At 41.5% G+C, this 20,679-nt stretch carries 17 protein-coding genes and 4 tRNA genes; 10 read left to right on the top strand and 11 right to left on the bottom strand.

All coding sequences use genetic code 11. The annotated features are described in order from the left end of the window. Nucleotides 1–126: 126 nt before the first annotated feature. The 4 genes from OCV82_RS05045 to OCV82_RS05030 all read left to right on the top strand — a co-directional run bounded on the left by OCV82_RS05045 (nt 127) and on the right by OCV82_RS05030 (nt 532). Nucleotides 127–201 (top strand) — tRNA-Val (locus OCV82_RS05045). A gap of 33 nt (nt 202–234) precedes the next feature. Further along, nucleotides 235–309, top strand: a tRNA-Val gene (locus OCV82_RS05040). A 35-nt stretch (nt 310–344) separates the two neighbouring features. Beyond that, nucleotides 345–419, top strand: a tRNA-Val gene (locus tag OCV82_RS05035). Between the two features lie 38 nt (nt 420–457). Beyond that, nucleotides 458–532: transfer RNA gene (locus tag OCV82_RS05030), tRNA-Val, on the top strand. A gap of 36 nt (nt 533–568) precedes the next feature. On the opposite strand, the gene cysK is transcribed toward OCV82_RS05030, so the two are convergent. The 3 genes from cysK to OCV82_RS05015 form a co-directional block, all read right to left on the bottom strand. After that, complete coding sequence (gene cysK / locus OCV82_RS05025; protein WP_154043436.1) at nt 569–1,501, bottom strand: cysteine synthase A; 933 nt, start codon at nt 1,499–1,501, stop codon at nt 569–571. Between the two features lie 94 nt (nt 1,502–1,595). Then, on the bottom strand, nt 1,596–1,925 hold the full coding sequence (locus OCV82_RS05020) for a DUF4491 family protein (protein ID WP_154043435.1): 330 nt from the start codon (nt 1,923–1,925) through the stop codon (nt 1,596–1,598). Further along, a complete protein-coding gene (locus OCV82_RS05015) occupies nt 1,925–2,389 on the bottom strand; it encodes an Lrp/AsnC family transcriptional regulator (RefSeq protein ID WP_154043434.1) in 465 nt (154 codons plus the stop codon). Before OCV82_RS05015 ends, OCV82_RS05020 begins: the two co-directional genes overlap by 1 nt. Nucleotides 2,390–2,662: 273 nt before the next feature. On the opposite strand from OCV82_RS05015, the gene OCV82_RS05010 reads away from it, so the two are divergent. Genes OCV82_RS05010 through OCV82_RS05000 form a run of 3 tightly spaced genes read left to right on the top strand, consistent with a single transcriptional unit; the run spans nt 2,663 to nt 7,928 of the window. Beyond that, a complete protein-coding gene (locus OCV82_RS05010) occupies nt 2,663–3,187 on the top strand; it encodes an NUDIX hydrolase (RefSeq protein WP_154043433.1) in 525 nt (174 codons plus the stop codon). A gap of 11 nt (nt 3,188–3,198) precedes the next feature. Next, complete coding sequence (locus OCV82_RS05005; protein WP_154043432.1) at nt 3,199–6,207, top strand: tetratricopeptide repeat protein; 3,009 nt, start codon at nt 3,199–3,201, stop codon at nt 6,205–6,207. 5 nt (nt 6,208–6,212) lie between these two features. After that, on the top strand, nt 6,213–7,928 hold the full coding sequence (locus tag OCV82_RS05000) for an outer membrane beta-barrel protein (protein ID WP_154043431.1): 1,716 nt from the start codon (nt 6,213–6,215) through the stop codon (nt 7,926–7,928). A 90-nt stretch (nt 7,929–8,018) separates the two neighbouring features. On the opposite strand, the gene OCV82_RS04995 is transcribed toward OCV82_RS05000, so the two are convergent. After that, complete coding sequence (locus OCV82_RS04995) at nt 8,019–8,600, bottom strand: DUF3109 family protein (protein WP_154043430.1); 582 nt, start codon at nt 8,598–8,600, stop codon at nt 8,019–8,021. A gap of 229 nt (nt 8,601–8,829) precedes the next feature. Between OCV82_RS04995 and OCV82_RS04990 the strand changes: the two genes are divergently transcribed. Further along, a complete protein-coding gene (locus OCV82_RS04990; protein WP_154043429.1) occupies nt 8,830–9,576 on the top strand; it encodes a hypothetical protein in 747 nt (248 codons plus the stop codon). A gap of 81 nt (nt 9,577–9,657) precedes the next feature. Here the strand turns inward: OCV82_RS04990 and OCV82_RS04985 are convergent, their stop codons facing one another. Further along, entirely contained in the window at nt 9,658–10,371 is a 714-nt protein-coding gene (locus OCV82_RS04985; protein WP_154043428.1) for a hypothetical protein, read from the bottom strand. Nucleotides 10,372–10,468: 97 nt separating this feature from the next. After that, nucleotides 10,469–11,983 (bottom strand): 2,3-bisphosphoglycerate-independent phosphoglycerate mutase, encoded by a 1,515-nt coding sequence (gene gpmI, locus OCV82_RS04980; protein ID WP_154043427.1) that lies wholly within the window; start codon nt 11,981–11,983, stop codon nt 10,469–10,471. A gap of 218 nt (nt 11,984–12,201) precedes the next feature. Here gpmI and OCV82_RS04975 point away from each other — a divergent pair, with 218 nt between their 5' ends. Together OCV82_RS04975 and OCV82_RS04970 are read left to right on the top strand one after the other, a co-directional pair. After that, nucleotides 12,202–12,390: a type II toxin-antitoxin system HicA family toxin gene (locus tag OCV82_RS04975; RefSeq protein WP_154043426.1), complete on the top strand. Its 189-nt coding sequence runs from the start codon at nt 12,202–12,204 to the stop codon at nt 12,388–12,390. Nucleotides 12,391–12,429: 39 nt separating this feature from the next. Beyond that, the gene (locus OCV82_RS04970) at nt 12,430–12,822 is read left to right on the top strand and encodes an antitoxin HicB (protein WP_154043425.1); all 393 of its coding nucleotides are present in this window, start codon (nt 12,430–12,432) and stop codon (nt 12,820–12,822) included. A 37-nt stretch (nt 12,823–12,859) separates the two neighbouring features. On the opposite strand, the gene OCV82_RS04965 is transcribed toward OCV82_RS04970, so the two are convergent. From OCV82_RS04965 to gyrB, 5 genes are all read right to left on the bottom strand, one after another. Further along, nucleotides 12,860–13,795, bottom strand: coding sequence for a DnaJ C-terminal domain-containing protein (locus OCV82_RS04965; RefSeq protein ID WP_154043424.1), 936 nt, complete (start codon nt 13,793–13,795; stop codon nt 12,860–12,862). A 278-nt stretch (nt 13,796–14,073) separates the two neighbouring features. Next, nucleotides 14,074–14,511, bottom strand: coding sequence for an Hsp20/alpha crystallin family protein (locus tag OCV82_RS04960; protein WP_154043423.1), 438 nt, complete (start codon nt 14,509–14,511; stop codon nt 14,074–14,076). Between the two features lie 453 nt (nt 14,512–14,964). Beyond that, nucleotides 14,965–15,567, bottom strand: a complete 603-nt coding sequence (locus OCV82_RS04955; protein WP_154043422.1) for a ribonuclease HII — start codon at nt 15,565–15,567, stop codon at nt 14,965–14,967. A gap of 184 nt (nt 15,568–15,751) precedes the next feature. Beyond that, nucleotides 15,752–18,430 carry a 4-alpha-glucanotransferase gene (locus OCV82_RS04950; RefSeq protein ID WP_154043421.1) on the bottom strand — a complete coding sequence of 893 codons (2,679 nt, stop codon included), beginning with the start codon at nt 18,428–18,430 and terminating at the stop codon, nt 15,752–15,754. Nucleotides 18,431–18,692: 262 nt separating this feature from the next. Further along, nucleotides 18,693–20,654, bottom strand: coding sequence for a DNA topoisomerase (ATP-hydrolyzing) subunit B (gene gyrB, locus OCV82_RS04945; protein ID WP_154043420.1), 1,962 nt, complete (start codon nt 20,652–20,654; stop codon nt 18,693–18,695). Nucleotides 20,655–20,679 lie beyond the last annotated feature (25 nt).

Genomic DNA, 20,679 nt, shown 5'->3' with positions numbered 1-20,679 from the left:
TTGCATGATGATTACGTACGAAAAAGAATAAAAACAGGTTTTTTTGAGAAAAAAAAACGGGAAATGTATTGTCGGTTAAAAAAAAAAGTAATACCTTTGCATCGCAATTGACAAAGAGACCTTTTCGGGCGTTTAGCTCAGCTGGTTCAGAGCATCTGCCTTACAAGCAGAGGGTCGGCGGTTCGAATCCGTCAACGCCCACTCCGATTAAATCTCTTTATCAATTTGTTTTAGGGGCGTTTAGCTCAGCTGGTTCAGAGCATCTGCCTTACAAGCAGAGGGTCGGCGGTTCGAATCCGTCAACGCCCACTCCTAAAAAATAATTGATCAAATTTCCCCCTTTCGGGCGTTTAGCTCAGCTGGTTCAGAGCATCTGCCTTACAAGCAGAGGGTCGGCGGTTCGAATCCGTCAACGCCCACGTAAAAGAAATAATTTGATCAAATATTCTCACCTTTCGGGCGTTTAGCTCAGCTGGTTCAGAGCATCTGCCTTACAAGCAGAGGGTCGGCGGTTCGAATCCGTCAACGCCCACTAAAAATTAAGCCTCGCATGTGCGAGGCTTTTTTGTTATCTGTCGAAAAGTTCTGTAGATAGGTATCTTTCGCCTGTATCCGGCAGCAGTACTACAATGTTCTTTCCTTTGTATCTGCTGTCCTGCGATAGTTTCATTGCTGCGTATGCTGCTGCTCCGGATGATATTCCGCAAAGTATTCCTTCTTTATTGGCAAGCTCGCGCGCCGTTGCCATTGCATCATCATTCTTTACGCGGAACACTCTGTCAATAATCTTTGTGTCAAGTGTATCTGGAATGAAGCCTGCACCTATACCCTGAATTTTGTGCGGGCCCGGTTGGTCGCCTGAAATTACTGCCGATGAGTCCGGTTCTACGGCTATAAGTTCTATCTCCGGATTCTTCTCTTTCAGCTTTCGGCCTGTTCCGCTTATGGTTCCTCCTGTGCCGACTCCAGCTACGAAGACGTCTATCTTGCCATCAGTGTCTCTCCATATCTCTTCAGCGGTAGTGTTGTAATGGGCTTCCGGGTTTGCCGGATTGCAGAACTGTTGCAGAATGACCGAACCTTCAATTTCAGAATTCAGTTCCTTTGCCTTTTCTATAGCACCTCCCATGCCTTTGCTGCCGGTGGTAAGCACAAGTTCTGCTCCGTATGCTTTAAGAAGGAGTTGTCTTTCGCGACTCATTGTTTCCGGCATTGTGAGTATAAGTTTGTAACCTTTCAGTCCGGCAATCCATGCCAGTCCTACACCGGTGTTTCCGCTTGTAGGTTCTATGATAGTGGCTCCGGGTTTGAGTATCCCTTTTGCTTCTGCGTCGTTTATCATGTTGAGTGCAATCCTGTCCTTTGCGCTTCCGCCCGGATTGAACATTTCAAGTTTTGCAATTACTGAAGCCTCGGAACTGTAAGTTCTCTCCATGTTGTTCAGTCTTAGCATCGGAGTGTTGCCGATAAGTTCTGTCAGATTGTTCTTGATATTTTGCATGATTATGAGCTTTTGTGGTTATGTGATAAAAAAAGAGTTCACGCAATTCCTTATGGAAGTACATGAACTCTTTATCTTCTATTTTGCTTTACTTTTATTTATCTGAATTTGTTCTGTATTCTTTTTCCCTTTTAGGATTCATTGGGAACCATCCTTTTAAGACTCTTTCTCTCTGTTCGAAAAGTTCCTTTATAGTCCAGAACGAAGAAAATGAAAATACTCCCAAGAGTGTGGATATCAGAATATTATCTGTTAATACAGAACCTGTTAAACCAGCAATGCCAAGCAGAAGAAAAATCCACCAGCACCTTGTTCCCCAATAATATTCGGCTTTGACCACTACGGGATGGAAGAAACCGATTATCAGGAATGTGCACAGACCTATGATTATACCTCCTGCGTTTAATCCGGCTATTGTTTCCATTATTTATCCAGATGAATAGGGATTTCTTTCTTTATGCTCTGTTCCAATGAAATCAGTGTTTCAGTGGCAGTAACACCAGGAATTTCCTGAATACGTGAGTTCAATAAATCCATCAGATGCTCGTTGTCTTTAGAATATAGCTTTGTAAGCATTGTGTAAGGACCTGTAGTGAAGTGACATTCCACGATTTCAGGAATCTTGTTCAGTTCTGCCACAACGCTTTTATACATTGAGCCTTTTTCCAGCTTGATACCAACGTATGTACATGTCATGTAGCCTAAGCTCTTAGGGTTGACATTGTATCCTGAACCGATAATTACGCCCAGATCGATCAGGCGTTGTACGCGCTGATGAATTGCTGCACGTGATACTCCACATTCAGCTGCTACGTCTTTGAAAGGAATACGCGCGTTCTGAGAGATAATTTCCAGAATTTGTTTGTCTAATTTATCAATCTTTTCCATAATTGTATGTTTTGTTATGTCATTTTGTAAGCAAATGTAGAAAAACTTTTTTATTATTTCGATATTTTATTCAGAAAATCATCATTTTTTAAATAAAAAGAGCATTATATCTGTTATATAACAATATTTTTTATAGTTTTGTTTTGCAAAACTTTCATAAACTGACTAAATGATATAAACATAACTTTATTCTAAATTGTTCTTTATGTCAGAAATGTAACATATTATCATTATTTCTGTTAACTTTGCCACTGTAACTAAACTTGTGTTATTATGCACCCTTTACATCTGTTCAAATATTGTCCTGTATGCGGTTCTCCGCATTTTGAGGAACACAATTTCAAATCGAAGAAATGTGCCGACTGTGGCTTTGTGTATTATTTCAACTCCAGTGCGGCAACTGTAGCTTTCATCCTTAATTCCAAAAATGAACTTTTGGTGTGCCGACGTGCGAAAGATCCTGCCAAAGGGACTCTTGACCTGTCCGGAGGATTTATTGATATGTTTGAGACGGCGGAAGAAGGAGTTGCGCGTGAAGTGAAGGAAGAGACAGGGCTTGATGTGGTGAAGGCAGAGTATCTGTTCTCATATCCGAATACATATCTTTATTCAGGTTTTCTTGTACACACCATGGATATGTTTTTCCTATGCAGGGTAGAGAATGACTCTGTTCTGGAAGCTATGGACGACGTGGCAGAGACTTTCTGGATGCCTTTGGACAAGATAAATCCTCAGGACTTCGGACTGGATTCTGTACGCAAGGGAGTGGAACGTTTTATAAATGAATACAATAGATAACTTATATATTTATGAAGAATAAAGGAAACGCATTTATAGCCGGTCTGTTGATGACTATGCCGATTGTGGCAGGTGCGCAGCAGACTGAACCGTTGACAGGTCAGAGCAGGCTGTTCAACGATGGAAAACAACTGTTTATGCGTCATGATTATGCTGCTGCCCGACAGACATTGATGCGTTATATGGATTCGGGTAACTGTGCGGAGTTTGTGGATGAGGCCGAGTATATGCTGGCATGTACTGCATACGAGTTGCGCCTGCCGGACCGCATCAAGAAACTTGAGACATATCTGGAAAATCATCCCGAGTCAAGATACAAGAATAGGGTACAGGCTCTTATCGCATCTTCTTATTTCTTCGATAAGGAATACCTGAAAGCCATTGCATGTTACAGAGGTTGTGATTTCGATGCTTTGGGGAATGAAGAAAGAGACGATAATGTCTATCGTCTGGCGCAGTCTTATCTTGAGATAGGAAATACAGAGGAAGCTACTGCATGGCTAACGGTGTTGAAAGAGGCCAGCACGAAATATTCGGACGACGCTACATACAGCCTGGCTTATATAGACTATTCGGCAGGAAGATACGATTCTGCAATGAAAGGCTTTTCTTCTGTAAAGGATAACAAGAACTATGCGGAACTTGCTCCATATTATATGGCAGACATCAGCCTTATCACTGGTGATTATGCTGCAGCAAGGAATATGGCTCTGAAATATCTTAATGACTATCCCGGAAATGAAAAATCGCTTGAAATGAAGAGAATAGCGGGTGAGGCTGCTTACTCGCAGAGGGATTATACAGCTGCTGTGAATTATCTTTCTCCTTATTGTAACGAGGCTTCTAATCCGCAGCGTAATGCTCTGTATAAGCTGGGTATGAGTTATTTCAATACTCAAGTTTATTCTGAAGCTGCAGAAAATCTGGGAAGAGTGACAGGGGCGGATGATGACATGTCGCAGAATGCTTATTTGCACATGGGACTTGCGTATCTGAACCTGAAAGAACGTAACCAGGCGCGAATGGCTTTCGAACAGGCTGCTGCATCCAACCGTAATATGCAGATAAAGGAGCAGGCTCTATATAACTATGCCCTGTGTATTCATGAAACGTCGTATTCTCCGTTTGCAGAGTCTGTTACGGTGTTCGAACGTTTCCTTAATGAATTTCCACATTCGCAATATACCGATAAGGTGAATGATTATCTTATCGAGGTATATATGAACACCCGCAGCTATATGGCAGCTCTGAAATCCATAGCCAAAATCAGCCAGCCTGGAAGCAGAATTCTGGAAGCAAAACAGAAACTTCTGTTCCGCGTAGGTACACAGGCTTTTGCCCAGGCTTCGTTCGAGAATGCCATCGACTATTTCACACAGTCTTTGCAGCTGGGCAGATATAATGCACAGACAAAGGCTGATGCGTATTTCTGGCGTGGCGAAGCAAAATACCGACTTGACAGATTTGCACAAGCTGCTGCCGACTATCGCCAGTATATGGAGTTTGCCACTAACAGAAGGAGTATGGAATATGGCCTTGCTCTTTATAATATGGGATATACGTCTTTCAAACAAAAGAATTACGATAAGGCTCTGACATGGTTCGTGAGATGTGCTGAAACGAATGCAGCCATAGATGCTTCAGTGAGAGGCGATGCGTGCAACCGTGCCGGCGACTGCTATTTCTATGCACGCCGTTTCGATGAGGCACGTGCACAGTATGCCAAGGCTGTATCTATCGAGCCTTCATACGGTGATTACTCTCTGTTCCAGGAGGCTTTCGTGAAAGGTTTGCAGCGTGACTATACCGGAAAGATTGAGACACTAAATATCCTTCTGTCAAAATATCCTTCATCACAATACATTGATGATGCATTGTACGAACAGGGACGTGCTTTTGTACAGATGGAACAGGCAGACAATGCTATAGGACGATATAAGATCCTTGTTGAAAAATGGCCTGAAAGCCAGCTGGCACGCAAGGCGGCAAGCGAGATAGCTCTGCTTTATTATCAGAATGACAAATTCAATGAAGCTATTGCCGCATATAAGAAGGTTATTGCAGATTATCCTGGAAGTGAAGAGGCTAGAATGGCTCAGCGTGACTTGAAATCTGTATATATAGATATTAATAAGGTGGACGAATATATGTCGTATGCTTCATCTCTGCCGGGTGGTGCAAACTTTGACGTAAACGAACGTGACTCACTGACATATACAGCTGCCGAACATGCGTATATGCGTGGAAACATTGCTGAGGCCAAGAGTAGCTTTACGTCTTATCTGCAGTCGTTCCCGCAGGGAGCCTTCAGTGTGAATGCATCATATTATCTTGGTATCATAGCATATAACGAAAAGGATTACTCTGGAGCTACATCACATCTGAACAAGGTTTTGGAATATCCTGACAGCAAATTCTCTACAGAGGCTATGACTCTGTGCGCGCAGATGGCTTACAATGGTAAAGAGTATAGCCGTTCATTGGAACTTTATAAACGCTTGGCTGACCGTGCCGGAAACCAGGAAGAACGTCTTCAGGCACAGACCGGTGCTTTGCGCAGCGCATATATGGCTGGAGATACAAACGAAACTATCAGTGCCGCATCGGCTATGATGGCTCACAGCAAGCTTGCACCTGAACTGGAAAACGAGGCAAGATACTATAGAGCAAAGGCATTCATCAAGAACGGACAGAGCAATGAAGCTCTTGCTGACCTGAAAGCCCTTGCAGGAGATACTAGAAATGTATATGGTGCCGAAGCCAAATATCTGGTGGCACAAATTTACTTCGATGAAGGAAAGACCGAGGCAGCCGAGAAGGAAATACTGCAATATATCGAGGTAAGTACACCGCACGCCTACTGGCTTGCAAGAAGTTTTGTGCTGTTGAGTGATGTGTATGTGAAACTCGGACGCAAACTGGATGCAAAACAGTATCTGTTGTCTCTGCAGCAGAACTATCAGGCAGAAGATGACATAGCGGAAATGATAGAAACCAGATTGGCTAAACTTAACCAGTAACGACAATGAAGAAATATAGAAAACAGATTTTGATATGTGCCGGACTTGTCACACTGACTAATGTGGCGGCACAACAGCAACAGAAGAATGACTCTACCGTAAACCGTACGGTGGTGGTAGAGAACCAGTATAATCCTGAGGTGATGGATGCATTCAAGGTGAATGTATTGCCAAAGATAGAAGAACCGGCTGTGGCGAAAACACAGATCAACTATGCATCGTCAGTGCATCAGTTGAACAAGTTTCCTGTTTATCACATGGATGTTATGAACAGGGAGGTTACAGAGGATAAGGCCAGAAGAGGTTACGTGCGTCTGGCTTACGGAAACAGAAACAATACTGATTTTAAAGGCTCATATTTGTGGAATATCACCGACAGGGATGTCCTGGATGTAATGGCCACATTCCATGGCTATTCAGGTAATATTGATGCAGGATATGATTTTGATCCGGTGACGGATATACCGACTCTCAATTACGATAAGGAGTGGAAGCATCGTTTCTTCCGTACAGGTGCTTCGCTTAAATATACTCACGATTTCGATAAGGTGAGCATGTACGTAGGCGGTAATTTTGCATCGCAGGTATTCAGCTATATGCCTGATGTACAGTTGTCAGCGTCAACATCACAGACTGAAGAGAAAACTGATGCACCTTCGTTCGGACATCAGTTGTTCATGTCAGGTGGTGGATATGTAGGTGTATCTTCTGTGAAAGATGCTCTTCCGGTAGAATTCGGTTTACAGACGGGATATAAGATGTTCAACCGCAAACATGGCATATATATTCCGGGAAGCATGTCGGAGAGTGTAGTACATACTCAAGGATATATTTCAGCTGGGATTGATGACAGACAGGATGTAGGTGTGTTATTGGGTATGGACAATGTGTTCTATGACAAGTCGTTCAGCAACTATTCACTGATAAAGCTTCGTCCTTATTATTCGGTAAGTACAGAATCTGTATCTTTTACTGCCGGAGTGAATGTTGATTTCCAGATTTCGAACGATGGTGGACTGAAACTTTCGCCAGATGTAAAGTTTGATTATACATTTGCCGACAATTATGTGCTTTATGTTCATGTTACGGGTAATACACGTCTGAATGATTTCGGAACAATAAACGGTTTCTCTCCGTTCTGGGTTCAGCCAATACAGCTTAATACTTCATACACTCCGTATGATGCAAAACTCGGTCTGAAGGCATCGCCGGTTGCAGGTTTCGGCTTAGGAATATATGGAGGATATCGTGAGACGAGAAATGAACTTTTCTCTATGCCTTATGCAGATGGAGGAGGTATTTATAATGGAATAGCACAGGCAAAGGCGCGTGTGGCATATGCTGGTCTTTCTGTTGATTATTCTTTCAGAGATATGTTGGACTTTGGTCTTAACGGTAATTTCTACAGTTGGAATGTTCAGAATGAAATGGAACATCTGTTATGGTTGAAACCGCTTTACAGTATCGGATTTAATGCCCGTGCCAAGGTGTTCAAGGGCTTCCATGCAATGGCACAATATAATTACGAAGGTCGTAAAAAGACATTGGGCATAAAGGCTGATGCTGTGAATGAACTGAATTTAGGCGCGGAATATCTGTTCAACGACAGGGTGAATGTATTCCTGAAGCTGAATAATATCTTGAACAAGAATTATGTGACAGAAAGCGGATATCCTGTTCAGGGCTTTAATGTAATGGCGGGAGTGAGTCTGAATTTCTGAAGATAATAGATTACATTATATGTTTATCCCCTGTTTGGATAGTATTTACAAAGTACTTCTAAACAGGGGATAAATGTTTTATGAATAATATTATATCAACTTCTGTTTCTTCAGTTCCTCTGCCACATTCTCCAATTCATCATACCATGCCTGACCGAACTTCCTTATCAAAGGTTCTTTCAGAAATTTATAGACAGGCAGATTTTCTTTCTTTCCAAGCAGAACTGCAGCTTTACATACGTCCCATCTGTGATAGTTTACAGCCTTGAAAGGGCCGTAATCGCCTATTCTGATAGGATACAGATGACAAGATATCGGTTTGTAGAAATTACATTTGCCTTCGCGATAGGCTTTTTCTATTGCGCAATAACAGTAGCCTTTCTCGTCGTAACATGTGAATACACAATCTTTGTCGTTTACGATGGAAGTCACCAGATCACCGTCCTGGTCTGTATAAACTACTCCCTGTTTGTCTATAACCGCACGTGCTTCAGGCGAAAGGTCGTCCCATATCACAGGAAGTACTTCCTCAAGTTTTTCTACCTCTTCAAGTTCTACAGGTGCGCCGGCATCACCTTCTATACAGCATTCTCCCTTGCAGGCATCAAGATTACAAAGGAATTTCTCGCGGAATACGTCGAGGCTTACTACTACATCGTCTATCTGAACCATATTGTATAATTTTTTTGCAAAGATAAGTCATAGTAGGTATATTCTTATTATCAAACAGAGAAAAACTGATTTAATCATTATGATGTGATTTTTCACGGTATTATGTGAAAGTTTTTGTATGTCATTATTTTTTAATATAGAATATTATCTTTTTATGGATATTAGTTATATTTTTGCTTTTACTTTGTATAGTTGATAACTATTAACTTTTAAAATATTTTAGATTATTATGAAAACAAAGAACTTTATTGTTTGTATGTTGTTGGGATTGGTTTCAGCCCCGGTGATGTCGCAGAGTGTGGAAGAAAAGACAGATTCGTTGCAGCAGGTAGTTGATGAAATGTCAGAAAAGAACAAACAGCTTGAGGCAGAAGCTCTCGATAAGAAAATATGGAAAGACAGGGCAAAGTATTTCAACATTTCGTATGTAAAACAGAGTCTGTCCGTCAAAGATGCAAATTATAAGTATAATAGTAGTCTTGGTGTAGCAATAACTAACGGACGAACTTATTATTTGCATAAGAAACCAATATTAGGAATGATTAAGTTCGGTATAGACTGGAGTTTCTTTGATGTGAATTTTGCGATGTATGAGAATAAAGTTGCTAATAGTTACGATGAGGAAAATGAAAATATCTATCAGGCAGAAATAGGTATGCAGGTAGGCCCTTCTGTAACAGTTAATCCTATTGATCATCTTAAAGTTAACGCTTACTTCCGTGTCACTCCTTCTTATTCAATGATGTATGGTGGTGAGGAATTTAGCGGCAGTTATGGTACTTTCTTCTCTGTCGGTGGTGCTGTGTCTTATAAAGTTATTTCGCTTGGTATTGAAGGGCGTTGGGGTAAAACTAAATATAAAAGCATTGTGGATTTAGGTGATATAACAGGTGAGGATGATGAACCGTCATCCGGAGCACCTAAGTCAACTTGGAAAACAGGCTCTACACGTTTTTATATAAGTTTCAGATTTTGATAAACAGATATATACTAAAAAAAGGTTGTCTTGAGTGGCAACCTTTTTTAGTATATATCTGTTATGTCTTTAAGTATATATTTACTTGAACCGTTCATTAAGCAGATTGATTTCTTTATTCAAAAGCCTGTCGATACGGTTGAAACGGTTCCAGTCGCAATAACCTTCCACTGTACTTACGAATGAAAGAAATACAGGATGCTCCATCTGGAAAGCATAAAATCCTTTATATACACTGGTGTTATTGAACATGTATTTCTTGATACTCTGTTTGTCAAGACTCTCAATACATCTCATAATAGCATTATTCTTCAGATTGTAATAATCTGAGATGTCTTTTCTCATACGTTCTATATAACCATATGTCTGTAACAAATCCTGTAGCATCTGCTTGTCATTGATATGCTGCATCAGCTGTGAGCCTTTCAGTACTTCAAGTGCGTCTGTATCAACATTCAGGGTGGCAGATGATGAGAAAAATTCCCAATATTTTTCTATTGTATCCGAAGGTATGGCTTCCAGTTCCATATTTGCCTCTTTCAGCATCCTGCTCATGCGGATGTCGGCTTCTATCATCGAACGGGTATGTTTCAACTCTTCATAGTTGTTTGCCAGCTCCTGTCTGATAAGTTGCATGACCGAACGTATTTCTTTCTCTCTGGAATGAGTACTTATCAGGTCACTTCCCCAAAAGGTTACTATAACGCCGGCTGCCACGATGCTGAACTGACGCAGATAGTCGCCTATACGCCATCCTCTCACGACAGCTGCCATATATTTCCAAAATTTTTTCATTATGAACTTACTGTTATAAAAAAAGCACAGACCTCATAGGATCCTTGTCCATATGCTGTCTGTGCTTTTGTTTGTATCTTTAATCTATTCTGAAAGATTACTTAATCAGGTCTTTTCCTGTCATATCAGCTGGCTGAGCCATGCCCAGGATGTGAAGGATAGAAGGAGCAACGTCTGCCAATACACCGTTTTCAACCTTAGCGTCCTTGTTTGCTGTTACGTAAACAAATGGAACCGGGTTAAGTGAGTGAGCAGTGTTAGGAGTTCCGTCTTCGTTCAATGCGTGGTCAGCATTTCCGTGGTCAGCGATGATGATTACTTCGTAGTCGTTAGCCTTAGCAGCTTCTACTGTATCTTTCACGCAGTTGTCGATAGCAACAACAGCCTTTTCGATAGCTTCGTAGATACCAGTGTGGCCTACCATGTCACCGTTAGCATAGTTAACAACGATGAAGTCGTATTTCTGAGTGTTGATAGCTTCTACCAGTTTGTCCTTTACTTCGTAAGCGCTCATTTCAGGCTTCAGGTCGTAAGTAGCAACCTTTGGAGAAGGAACCAGGATACGGTCTTCGTTGTCGTATGGAGTTTCACGTCCGCCGTTGAAGAAGAATGTAACGTGTGCATACTTTTCTGTTTCAGCGATGTGAAGCTGAGTCTTTCCGTTTGCAGCGAGGTATTCGCCAAGAGTGTTCTGTACGTTTTCCTTAGGGAAGAGGATGTGTACACCCTTGAATGAAGCATCGTATGGAGTCATACAGTAGTACTGAAGTCCTGGAATAGTCTTCATACCAGCTTCAGGCATATCCTGCTGAGTAAGAACGATAGTAAGCTCTTTTGCACGGTCGTTGCGGTAGTTGAAGAAGATAACTACGTCGCCTTCTTTGATAGTACCGTCGAAGTTAGCGTTAGAGATAGGTTTGATGAATTCGTCAGTAACACCTTCATCGTATGATTCCTGTATAGCCTGAACCATGTCTGTAGCTTTCTTGCCTGTACCGTTAACGAGCAAGTCGTAAGCTTCTTTCACACGTTCCCAACGTTTGTCGCGGTCCATTGCATAGAAACGACCTACGATAGAAGCGATTTTACCTGCTGATTTAGCGCAGTGTGCAGTAAGTTCTTCGATAAATCCTTTACCGCTCTTAGGGTCAGTGTCACGACCGTCCATGAAGCAGTGGATGAAAGTATTTTCGATACCGTATTCTTTAGCGATGTCGCAAAGGCGGAACAAGTGGTCTAGTGAAGAGTGAACGCCACCGTTTGAAGTAAGACCCATGAAGTGTATGTTCTTACCGTTTTCCTTAGCGTATGTGAAGGCAGAAACAACTTCAGGGTTCTTCATGATGCTTCCGTCGGCACAAGCACGGTTGATTTTTACCAAATCCTGATAAACGATGCGTCCTGCACCGATGTTGAGGTGACCAACTTCTGAGTTACCCATCTGTCCGTCAGGAAGACCTACGTTTTCACCGCTTGCCTGCAACTGTGAGTGAGGGTAGTTAGCCAACAGGCTGTCCCAGTAAGGAGTAGGAGTGTTAAAGATTACATCGTCTTTTTGATGGTCGCCGCAGCCCCATCCGTCGAGGATCATTAAAAGTGCTTTCTTTGCCATAATTGTAATATGTTTTAGAAGTTTGAAATCCAATTTGTTTTCCGGCTGCAAAAGTACAAAATATCTGCTTTTTGAGCGAATGTTTTGAGTATTTTTAATATAGAGCTTATAATGGATAATTTAGAATATACTTTCAATTATAGTAAAAATGAGAATATATTGTTTGTGAATTATTCGTGGATTTACTATATTTGCAAAGTAATAAAGTCAAAAACGCTATGAGTTACAAGTCAGTTAAGGAGGTTGTAACTATGTTGCTTGACAACGGCTTCGTTCTAAAAAGCCAGAAGGGCAGCCACATGAAGTTTGAAAAAGACGGAATAACGGTAGTCGTTCCGAATCATGGAAAGAAAGGCGTTGAAAAAGGCACTTATTACAGCATTTTGAGGCAAGCGGGGCTAAAATAGCCCCAGCCTCTTTTGTTTAACTATAAAATGGTGGTCAAAATGAGAACAGTTGAAGTTATTGTGGAACATGCCGGCAACAATCTTAGTGCTTATATCGAAGGTGCTCCTGTTATTACGGTTGGTAATAACATAAGGGAGATTGAAGATAACATGAAAGAAGCTATAGACTTATATTTGGAGGACAATCCGAATCCTTGCGAAATTCTCAAAGGGGAATTTTCCTTAAAATTTAAAATAGATGCTTCTACATTTATCAACTACTACAGTAGTATTTTCACTAAGGCCGCATTGAGTCGGATAACAGGCATCAATGAACGCCAGTTGTGGCATTATGCGGCCGGAGTGCATAAACCTCGCAAGCAGCAGTTGGAGAAGATTCAGAAAGGTATTAACGCACTGACTGAGGAATTGGCTGCCATAAATCTGTTGTAATTGATAAAGTTATTATCTATGGATTATCGCTTCAATTTTAGCTATTTTTCAACTGTGTGAACAGTTCTTTCTGCTTTTCGCTTAAAGATGTAGGTATATCCACATGATATGTCACAATCAAATCGCCGAAAGTACCTTCTTTCTTATAAACAGGGAATCCTTTACCACGCAGTCTGACTTTTGTGTCGTTCTGAGTGCCCGGATTTACTTTCAGCTTAACCATTCCGTCTATGGTCTTGACGTTCACAGTACCTCCAAGAACAGCTGTATAAAGGTCTATATCGACATCTGTGAACAGGTCGTCTCCCTCACGTTTGAACTCAGGGTCAGGAGCAATTTTGAATGTGATGTAAAGGTCTCCATTAGGAGCTCCGTTGCTGCCTTTTTCGCCGTGTCCTTTCAGTTTTATCATTTGTCCGTCGGCAATACCCGCAGGTATGGTTATACGCAGATTTTCGCCGTTTACGCTGAAGGTCTGTTTATGCGTTACAGCCGCTTCTCGGAGTGAAAGGTTCATCTGTGCTTCTATGTCTTCTCCGCTTTCCATCATGTTGTAGGTCCTTCTGCTTCTGCTGCCAGAAGCTCCATGTCCGAACAGCTGTTCGAAGAAGTCGGAAAATCCGCTTGCGTTTCCTCTTCCGAAGCCTCCCATGAAGTCGTCGCCATTTACGGAGTACCAGTATGCAGATTGTCCGCCTTTCTCTTGTGCTCTCTGGTATGCTTCACGTTCAGCCTTGAATTCGTCGGCATGTTTCCAGTGTTCGCCGTATTCGTCGTATTTCTTTCTTTTTTCAGGATCGCTCAAAACTTCGTTAGCTTCGTTTATCTCCTGAAACTTGTCTTTGGCGTTAGGGTCGTCTTTGTTCAGGTCAGGATGATACTTTCTGGCCATCTTACGATAGGCTTTCTTGATATCATCTTGTGTGGCATTACGTTCTACGCCCAGTACTTTGTAATAATCTATAAAAGCCATATATTTTGAGTTTTTAAAGTTGGTGGTTTATAAAGTTGTTTTATGCCTGGAAATTCTTGTAAACAACCTTACATATTCTATAAATACAACCTTTGTTTTTATAAATACAAGTTATATATATAAAAATACAATCTATAGATATGTAAATATAAGTTGTATTTATAGAATATGTAAAGATGATTTCAAGTTCTCATAAGCATTTATTTAAGTTGTTTACTTATAAAAACAGAGCCTCCCGTTGACTGTTGGCGGGAGGCTCTTATTTGGTTTACCAATGATTAATGTATCTCAATAACACGATTAACCTTAGCTTTTTCTTCTGGTGAATACTTCGGCAACTCGATAGTCAATACACCGTCTGAAACATTAGCACTTATCTTTTCCTTATCAACATTGTCAGGCAAGTAAAGTGACTGTTGGAATTTTGTGTAAGAGAACTCGCGTCGCAAGTATTTCTTGTCTTCTTTATTCTTATCTTCGTTTTCAACTTTCTTTTCCATAGAAATAACAAGTTCATTGTCATCTCCCAAATGGATGTTGAAATCGTCTTTTGTCATTCCTGGAGCTGCAACCTCTACTTTGTAGTTCTTTTCGCTCTCAATAACATTGATAGCCGGGGCTGTAGCGTTAGCTTTTTCCATCCAGTCGTTATCGAAGAAATCATTAAAGATACTTGGTAACCAGTTCTGATTGTAATACTTTCTAATCGGCATCATAGTTTTAATCTCCTATATTTAAGTTATACATTTTCAATTATTTCCGAACTCTTGGTTTTTGAACCTCAAGTTCACTATTGATATTGCAAACTGTGTGCCGATGCCGTGAGTTTGAATTTTTGTCAGACGGTGTTTAATGTTTATAATCTGATTTTAAACCTTCAGGCCATTGTTTTAAACATGTGGAAACATTATTAATATATTCACAGGTGTTGATAAAGTTGGAAATTGACAAATTGTCATTTGGTTATCTTGTTTTACGTGTCAAAATGTCCTTTTGCGGACTCTTACTTCTGTATTTAATGTGTTTGGACTGGAAAAATGTTATATGAATTGATTCGGTCGTGCCAAAGTTAGAAGGCATGAAGGCAGAGTTATTAACAGGCTGTTAATAACGTAGGTTTTCAACAGGTTGTTAATAACTCCTGTTGATGTTGAAATCCAAGACTTGATTTAGAAATCCAGCGAAAGCTGAGTGTCGCCTAAAAGGTTGTAACTCAGGCGGTGATAGGGAGAAGTGCCGAATTCTTTTATGGCTTGTCGGTGTTTTTTTGTGGGATATCCCTTGTTCATATCCCATGCGTACATAGGATATTCACTGTGCAGCCTGTTCATATAGTCGTCACGATAAGTCTTCGCAAGTATCGAAGCGGCTGCTATTGAAAGATATTTTCCGTCGCCCTTTACTATTGTGGTATGCGGAATGTTCTTGTATTTGTTGAAACGGTTGCCGTCTATCAGCAAATGTTCTGGAGTAATTTTCAGTTGGTCAATTGCTCTGTGCATCGCGAGGAACGAAGCGTTCAGAATGTTGATTTTATCAATTTCTTCCGGTTCTACAATACCAATTGCCCATGCCAGTGCTTCCTTTTCTATAACTTCTCTAAGCTGATAGCGCTGTTTCTCAGACAATTGCTTCGAGTCGTTCAGCATCTCATTCTTGAAGTCCTTCGGCAGAATGACGGCTGCGGCATAAACTGCTCCGGCAAGACATCCTCGTCCCGCTTCATCACATCCGGCTTCTATAAGGTTTTCATTCAAGTATGGTAAAAGCATCTTTATGGGGTTTTAAAATTTCCGGATGCAAAGGTACGCATTTTGTTTTTCATGCAGCAATATTTATGTATGGAGTTATTAATGTGTTATTCACATACGGTGTTAAAAAGGAACAGGGTTTAAACAGCTTGTAAATACTGTTTAAACCCTGTCTGGTTGTTAATAACTTGATTACGGATTATCCTTAGATTCTTCTGCTTTCAGAAATCATGTTTCTTATCTGTTCGTTGAAATCGTCTTTCTTCATAAGGTCTTCCAGAGTGACGTGCATTCTCCATCTCCAGTAGTGGCGAGGATTTGCAGGAACGTTAATACGTTCTATCTCAATGTCCGGATTGCGGAGAGTTTCATCTATTGATGTCCAGTCCTGCCATGTCAGGATACATAGTAGTGACGGGCAGTTCAGATGCTGGCTTACAACCTCACGGCATAGCCATCCCGGTGCATCCTGTGGAACTTCACCCCAATGTCCAAGCTCATAATGATAGTAGCGTTCTGTGATTTGTGCATCTTCCTTCCAGTAACCACGGAGGGTTGACATATCATGGGTACCTATAGTACAAACAGAGCGGAACGGATAGTTATAGACATGTCCGAACTCATCTTTAGGGTCCTTAGGCATTCTCTGTATTTCGAGAGAAAGAATCTGCAGCTGGTTCATTACCCATGGCACACAGTCTGGCACCATTCCCAAGTCTTCACCGCAAACAAGCATTGAAGTTGACTGGGTGAGGGCAGGCAGTTTTTTCATTGCCTCGTCGTACCAGAACTTGTTGTGGCGCTGGTAGTAGTAATGATTGTATAGTCTGTTGAAGGCTTCCTGTTCCTGCCAATTGAGTTGCTTGTAGATGAAGTCGTTCTGTACAGATATTCTCGGGTGATACATCTCAGGATTTTTTCTGTCTTTTACGAACAGAACATTGCTTATCAATGAGTATAGGCCTTCCTTCAAGTTGAGGCTTTCCTGATCTGTCTTTCCTGCAAAGTAAGCTTCAACTTTACGCTGTGTATCGAACTCAGGACGCATGCGGTAGATGTCATGGTGATCATGCTGTACGAAAGTGTTGCGTACCTCATCACTCTTGTCGCCGAATATGGTGTTAAGCATATAGTCGTTGATGAAAGGTTCTGTCATGAACTCTTTCTGGAAGTTCAGTCCGAAACCTTTTATTTCGTCCGCGCTCATAGGCAGTGCCGGAACAAACTGTCCTAACAGTCCGTGTACAGAGTTTACAGGAATTTCCCATATACGGAAGAAACCAAGTATGTGGTCGATACGGTAAGCAGTGAAGTATTCAGCCATTTTTGAGAAGCGCTTTCTCCACCACTGGTAGTTGTCTTTTTCCATCACGTCCCAGTTGTATGTAGGGAATCCCCAGTTCTGACCGTTCACAGAGAATGCATCAGGTGGCGCACCTGCCTGTCCGTTCATATTGAAGTAATATGGTTCTACCCATGCTTCCACACTTCCGCGGCTTATACCGATAGGAATATCTCCTTTCAGAATCACACCTTTGCTGCGTGCATGGTTGGCAGCTGCGAGGAGCTGTACATGCAGTACGTATTGCAGGAAGTAATAGAATGAAATTTCGGGATATGTTTCGGCTTCCTTGTCGCATAGCTTGTCTATCTCTTCGGAAACGTATGTGCTGTATTCCGGCCAAGTATTGAAGTCGGCTGTACCATACAGATCTCTCAGATAGCTGAATGCCGAATACGGTTTAAGCCATTCTTCGTTCTTGCAATAGAATGTTTTGAAATCTTCCGATGAAAGGATGTTTTCGGCTTCCTGAGTGAATATGTCCTTCAGGTATGCACGTTTGGTGTTGTTTACTCCTTCGTATTCCACTTGTGGAAGACTGTTCAGTTTCTGGCGTTCATTTTCATATTCTGCAGCCTTATCTGTATCCTTAAGAGCAGGAAGTTGTCTCAGGTCAATATACATAGGATGGAACGCGTATATTGAGATAGCATTGTACGGATATGAATCTACCCATGTCTTTGTTCTTGTGGTGTCGTTTATAGGTAATATCTGTACTGCCTGCTGGTTTGTTTCCGCTGCCCAGTCTATGTATGTTTTCAGGTCGCCGAAATCGCCTACACCGAAACTGCCTTCCGAGCGGAGTGAGAAAACCGGTATCGCACTTCCTGCAACTTTTCTTTCAGGCAGATTGAAGAACACTTCCGTTTCCGTAGGGAAGTAAGTTTCGCCACGCATTAATGGCTGGATGTGGAATGTACGGTTGTATCCACATTCCCATTCCTCTACAGCTCCGGTTTTAGAGCTGATTGCTACAAACTTGTATTCAAAAGGGAATGTGAGTGATGAAGTGTCTATAGATATGTACCATACGTCAGGCAATATCTCCTGCATTCTGAGCGGACGGTAATACTCCCAGTTGCCAAGTGCGTTACAGCTGCCTATTATTCCCAGTTCCTGTTCTTTGTGTCTCAGTCCTGGACATAATGCTCTGAATGTTATACAGCTGCCTACGTTGTCAGTAAGTTTCTTTGGCTCTTCTGTATGTGGAATACCATTGAATGCGGAACTGTATCTGTGATTTCCTTCCGGAAGGTCACGCCAGCAATCGTCAAAAATAAAATGGTGTTGCTGTGCATTACCTTTTATAATAGAGTGGGGAATTGCACCGAACTCTTTTCTTACGCATCTTTCATTTCTGAATACGGCATATCTGTATGCTGCCATATCTTCATTTTCGGGTAAATCGTAGTTGAAAGTTCCTTGCCATTCTTGTCCGTCGCGAGTGAATAGGGGAAGTGAGTTCTCCTCATCGTTGTTGATAATAACTCTCATGCTTTCGCCCCATACTGTACGATACTTAATACGAAATGTCAGTTTCATATCTTTCTTAGGTATTAGTTTTTATTTAGTTGTTTCTTTTTCCAAATGTAGCTATTTTATAATAATGCTTAATCGTTAAATCTAAAAAATATAAATGTTTTATGGCATGAAACGGCCTCATACGCTTTCTGAGCATGATTTATACTGTATAAAATATAAGATTTTTATAAATAAAAAAGCCCCGGAACTTTGTGAATTCCGAGGCTTTCCTCCGTGTAAGATGTGAGGAGGTAAAAAAATTTAGTTAAACATATAAACTACATTATGCATCAATATTGGCATAAGTAGCATTCTTTTCTATGAACTCGCGTCGTGGAGCTACATCATCTCCCATAAGCATAGAGAAAATATAGTCCGCTTCAGCGGCATTTTCAATCTGTACTTGTTTCAGGATACGAGTTTCAGGATTCATTGTTGTTTCCCAAAGTTGTTCCGGATTCATTTCACCCAAACCTTTGTATCTCTGAGTGTGTATTCCCTGTTCGCTTCCGTCACCGTATTTCTGGATGAAAGCATGTCTTGCTTCTTCGGTGTAGCAATATTCGCTGACCTTACCCTTAGTACATTTGTACAATGGAGGAGTAGCTATATATAGGTGACCTTCCTGAATGATTTCAGGCATATATCTGTAGAACAGAGTCATGATAAGTGTGTCGATGTGAGAACCATCGACGTCGGCATCGGTCATGATTATCACTTTGTGGTAGCGGAGTTTTTCGATGTTTGCCTTCTTGCTGTCTTCTTCTTCAACACCGAAACGGATTCCAAGTGCCTGAATGATGTTGTTTACTTCATCACTCTCGAATGCCTTGTGCCACATCGCTTTCTCTACGTTAAGGATTTTTCCTCGCAGAGGCAGGATAGCCTGGAACTGTCTGCTTCGTCCCTGTTTTGCAGAACCACCCGCAGAGTCACCCTCGACTAGGAACAACTCGCATTCTTCAGCTACTCGGCTTGAGCAGTCTGCCAATTTACCTGGAAGTCCGCCGCCGCCCATAGGGCTCTTGCGCTGTACAGACTCGCGTGCCTTTCTTGCTGCGATACGTGCTGTTGCAGCAAGTACGACCTTGTCAACAATGACTTTTGCTTCTTTAGGATGCTCTTCAAGATAGTTTGAAAGAGCTTCACCTACAGCCTGCTGTACGGCACCGCTTACTTCGCTGTTTCCAAGTTTGGTCTTTGTCTGACCTTCGAACTGAGGTTCGGCAACTTTTACAGAGATTACTGCGATAAGGCCTTCGCGGAAGTCTTCACCTGAGATTTCAACTTTTGCTTTTTCCAGTGCCTTGCTTTCTTCGGCGTATTTCTTCAATACACGTGTAAGTGCCGCACGGAAACCACCTTCGTGAGTACCGCCTTCTATAGTGTTGATGTTGTTTACGTATGAATGCAGGTTCTCGCGGAAACCTGTGTTATACATGATGGCACACTCTATAGGAACACCCTGTTTTTCGGTGTTCAGATAGATTACATCATCAAAAAGTGGAGTATTTGTAGAATTGAGGAAACGTACGAATTCCTTAACACCTTCGTCAGAGTGGAATACCTCACTCTTGTAGCTTCCGTCTTCTTCTGTTTCGCGCTTGTCTGTAAGAGTGATAGTGATACCCTTGTTCAGATATGCCAGTTCTCTAAGACGTGCCTGAAGAATGTTATATTTATATTCGGTTACGGTGAATATTGATGCATCCGGCCAGAAAGTCTGTTTCGTACCTCTCAAATCAGTGGTACCTACTTCCTTTACAGGATAGAGTGGCTTACCGCATTCATATTCCTGCTGATAAATTTTTCCGTTTCTGAATACGTTTGTTGTCATGTGAGTAGAAAGTGCATTCACACACGATACACCCACACCATGCAAACCTCCTGAAACTTTATATGAACCTTTGTCGAATTTACCTCCGGCGTGCAGCACTGTCATAACGACTTCCAAAGCCGATTTTTTCTCTTTCTCATGGAAATCAACAGGGATACCACGTCCGTTGTCCTGTACGGTGATTGAATTATCTTCGTTTATGGTTACTTCTATATGTGTACAATATCCGGCCAGAGCTTCGTCGATAGAGTTATCTACAACTTCATATACGAGGTGATGCAAACCTTTTTCGCTGATGTCGCCGATATACATAGCGGGACGTTTACGTACGGCTTCAAGTCCTTCAAGCACCTGAATACTGCTTGCCGAGTAGTTACTTCCGCTGTTTGGTGTCAGTTCTTCACTCATGTTTTTAAATAGTTTATTTAATCGT

This window comes from Bacteroides cellulolyticus (assembly GCF_025567135.1).
In the GTDB taxonomy this organism is placed as follows: Bacteria; Bacteroidota; Bacteroidia; order Bacteroidales; family Bacteroidaceae; genus Phocaeicola; species Phocaeicola cellulolyticus.
Note: the sequence above shows the minus strand (reverse complement) of the source record. Positions and strands in the feature narration are given on the sequence as shown.

What these genes read in the sequence shown, in the direction of transcription:
- OCV82_RS04965 (WP_154043424.1), bottom strand. Translation starts at nt 13,795, where the DNA reads ATGGCTTTTATAGATTATTACAAAGTACTGGGCGTAGAACGTAATGCC.
- OCV82_RS04955 (WP_154043422.1), bottom strand. Translation starts at nt 15,567, where the DNA reads ATGCTTTTACCATACTTGAATGAAAACCTTATAGAAGCCGGATGTGAT.
- OCV82_RS05000 (WP_154043431.1), top strand. Translation starts at nt 6,213, where the DNA reads ATGAAGAAATATAGAAAACAGATTTTGATATGTGCCGGACTTGTCACA.
- OCV82_RS05005 (WP_154043432.1), top strand. Translation starts at nt 3,199, where the DNA reads ATGAAGAATAAAGGAAACGCATTTATAGCCGGTCTGTTGATGACTATG.
- OCV82_RS04990 (WP_154043429.1), top strand. Translation starts at nt 8,830, where the DNA reads ATGAAAACAAAGAACTTTATTGTTTGTATGTTGTTGGGATTGGTTTCA.
- cysK (WP_154043436.1), bottom strand. Translation starts at nt 1,501, where the DNA reads ATGCAAAATATCAAGAACAATCTGACAGAACTTATCGGCAACACTCCG.
- OCV82_RS04950 (WP_154043421.1), bottom strand. Translation starts at nt 18,430, where the DNA reads ATGAAACTGACATTTCGTATTAAGTATCGTACAGTATGGGGCGAAAGC.
- OCV82_RS04985 (WP_154043428.1), bottom strand. Translation starts at nt 10,371, where the DNA reads ATGAAAAAATTTTGGAAATATATGGCAGCTGTCGTGAGAGGATGGCGT.
- OCV82_RS05020 (WP_154043435.1), bottom strand. Translation starts at nt 1,925, where the DNA reads ATGGAAACAATAGCCGGATTAAACGCAGGAGGTATAATCATAGGTCTG.
- OCV82_RS05015 (WP_154043434.1), bottom strand. Translation starts at nt 2,389, where the DNA reads ATGGAAAAGATTGATAAATTAGACAAACAAATTCTGGAAATTATCTCT.
- OCV82_RS05010 (WP_154043433.1), top strand. Translation starts at nt 2,663, where the DNA reads ATGCACCCTTTACATCTGTTCAAATATTGTCCTGTATGCGGTTCTCCG.
- OCV82_RS04960 (WP_154043423.1), bottom strand. Translation starts at nt 14,511, where the DNA reads ATGATGCCGATTAGAAAGTATTACAATCAGAACTGGTTACCAAGTATC.
- gyrB (WP_154043420.1), bottom strand. Translation starts at nt 20,654, where the DNA reads ATGAGTGAAGAACTGACACCAAACAGCGGAAGTAACTACTCGGCAAGC.
- OCV82_RS04975 (WP_154043426.1), top strand. Translation starts at nt 12,202, where the DNA reads ATGAGTTACAAGTCAGTTAAGGAGGTTGTAACTATGTTGCTTGACAAC.
- OCV82_RS04995 (WP_154043430.1), bottom strand. Translation starts at nt 8,600, where the DNA reads ATGGTTCAGATAGACGATGTAGTAGTAAGCCTCGACGTATTCCGCGAG.
- OCV82_RS04970 (WP_154043425.1), top strand. Translation starts at nt 12,430, where the DNA reads ATGAGAACAGTTGAAGTTATTGTGGAACATGCCGGCAACAATCTTAGT.
- gpmI (WP_154043427.1), bottom strand. Translation starts at nt 11,983, where the DNA reads ATGGCAAAGAAAGCACTTTTAATGATCCTCGACGGATGGGGCTGCGGC.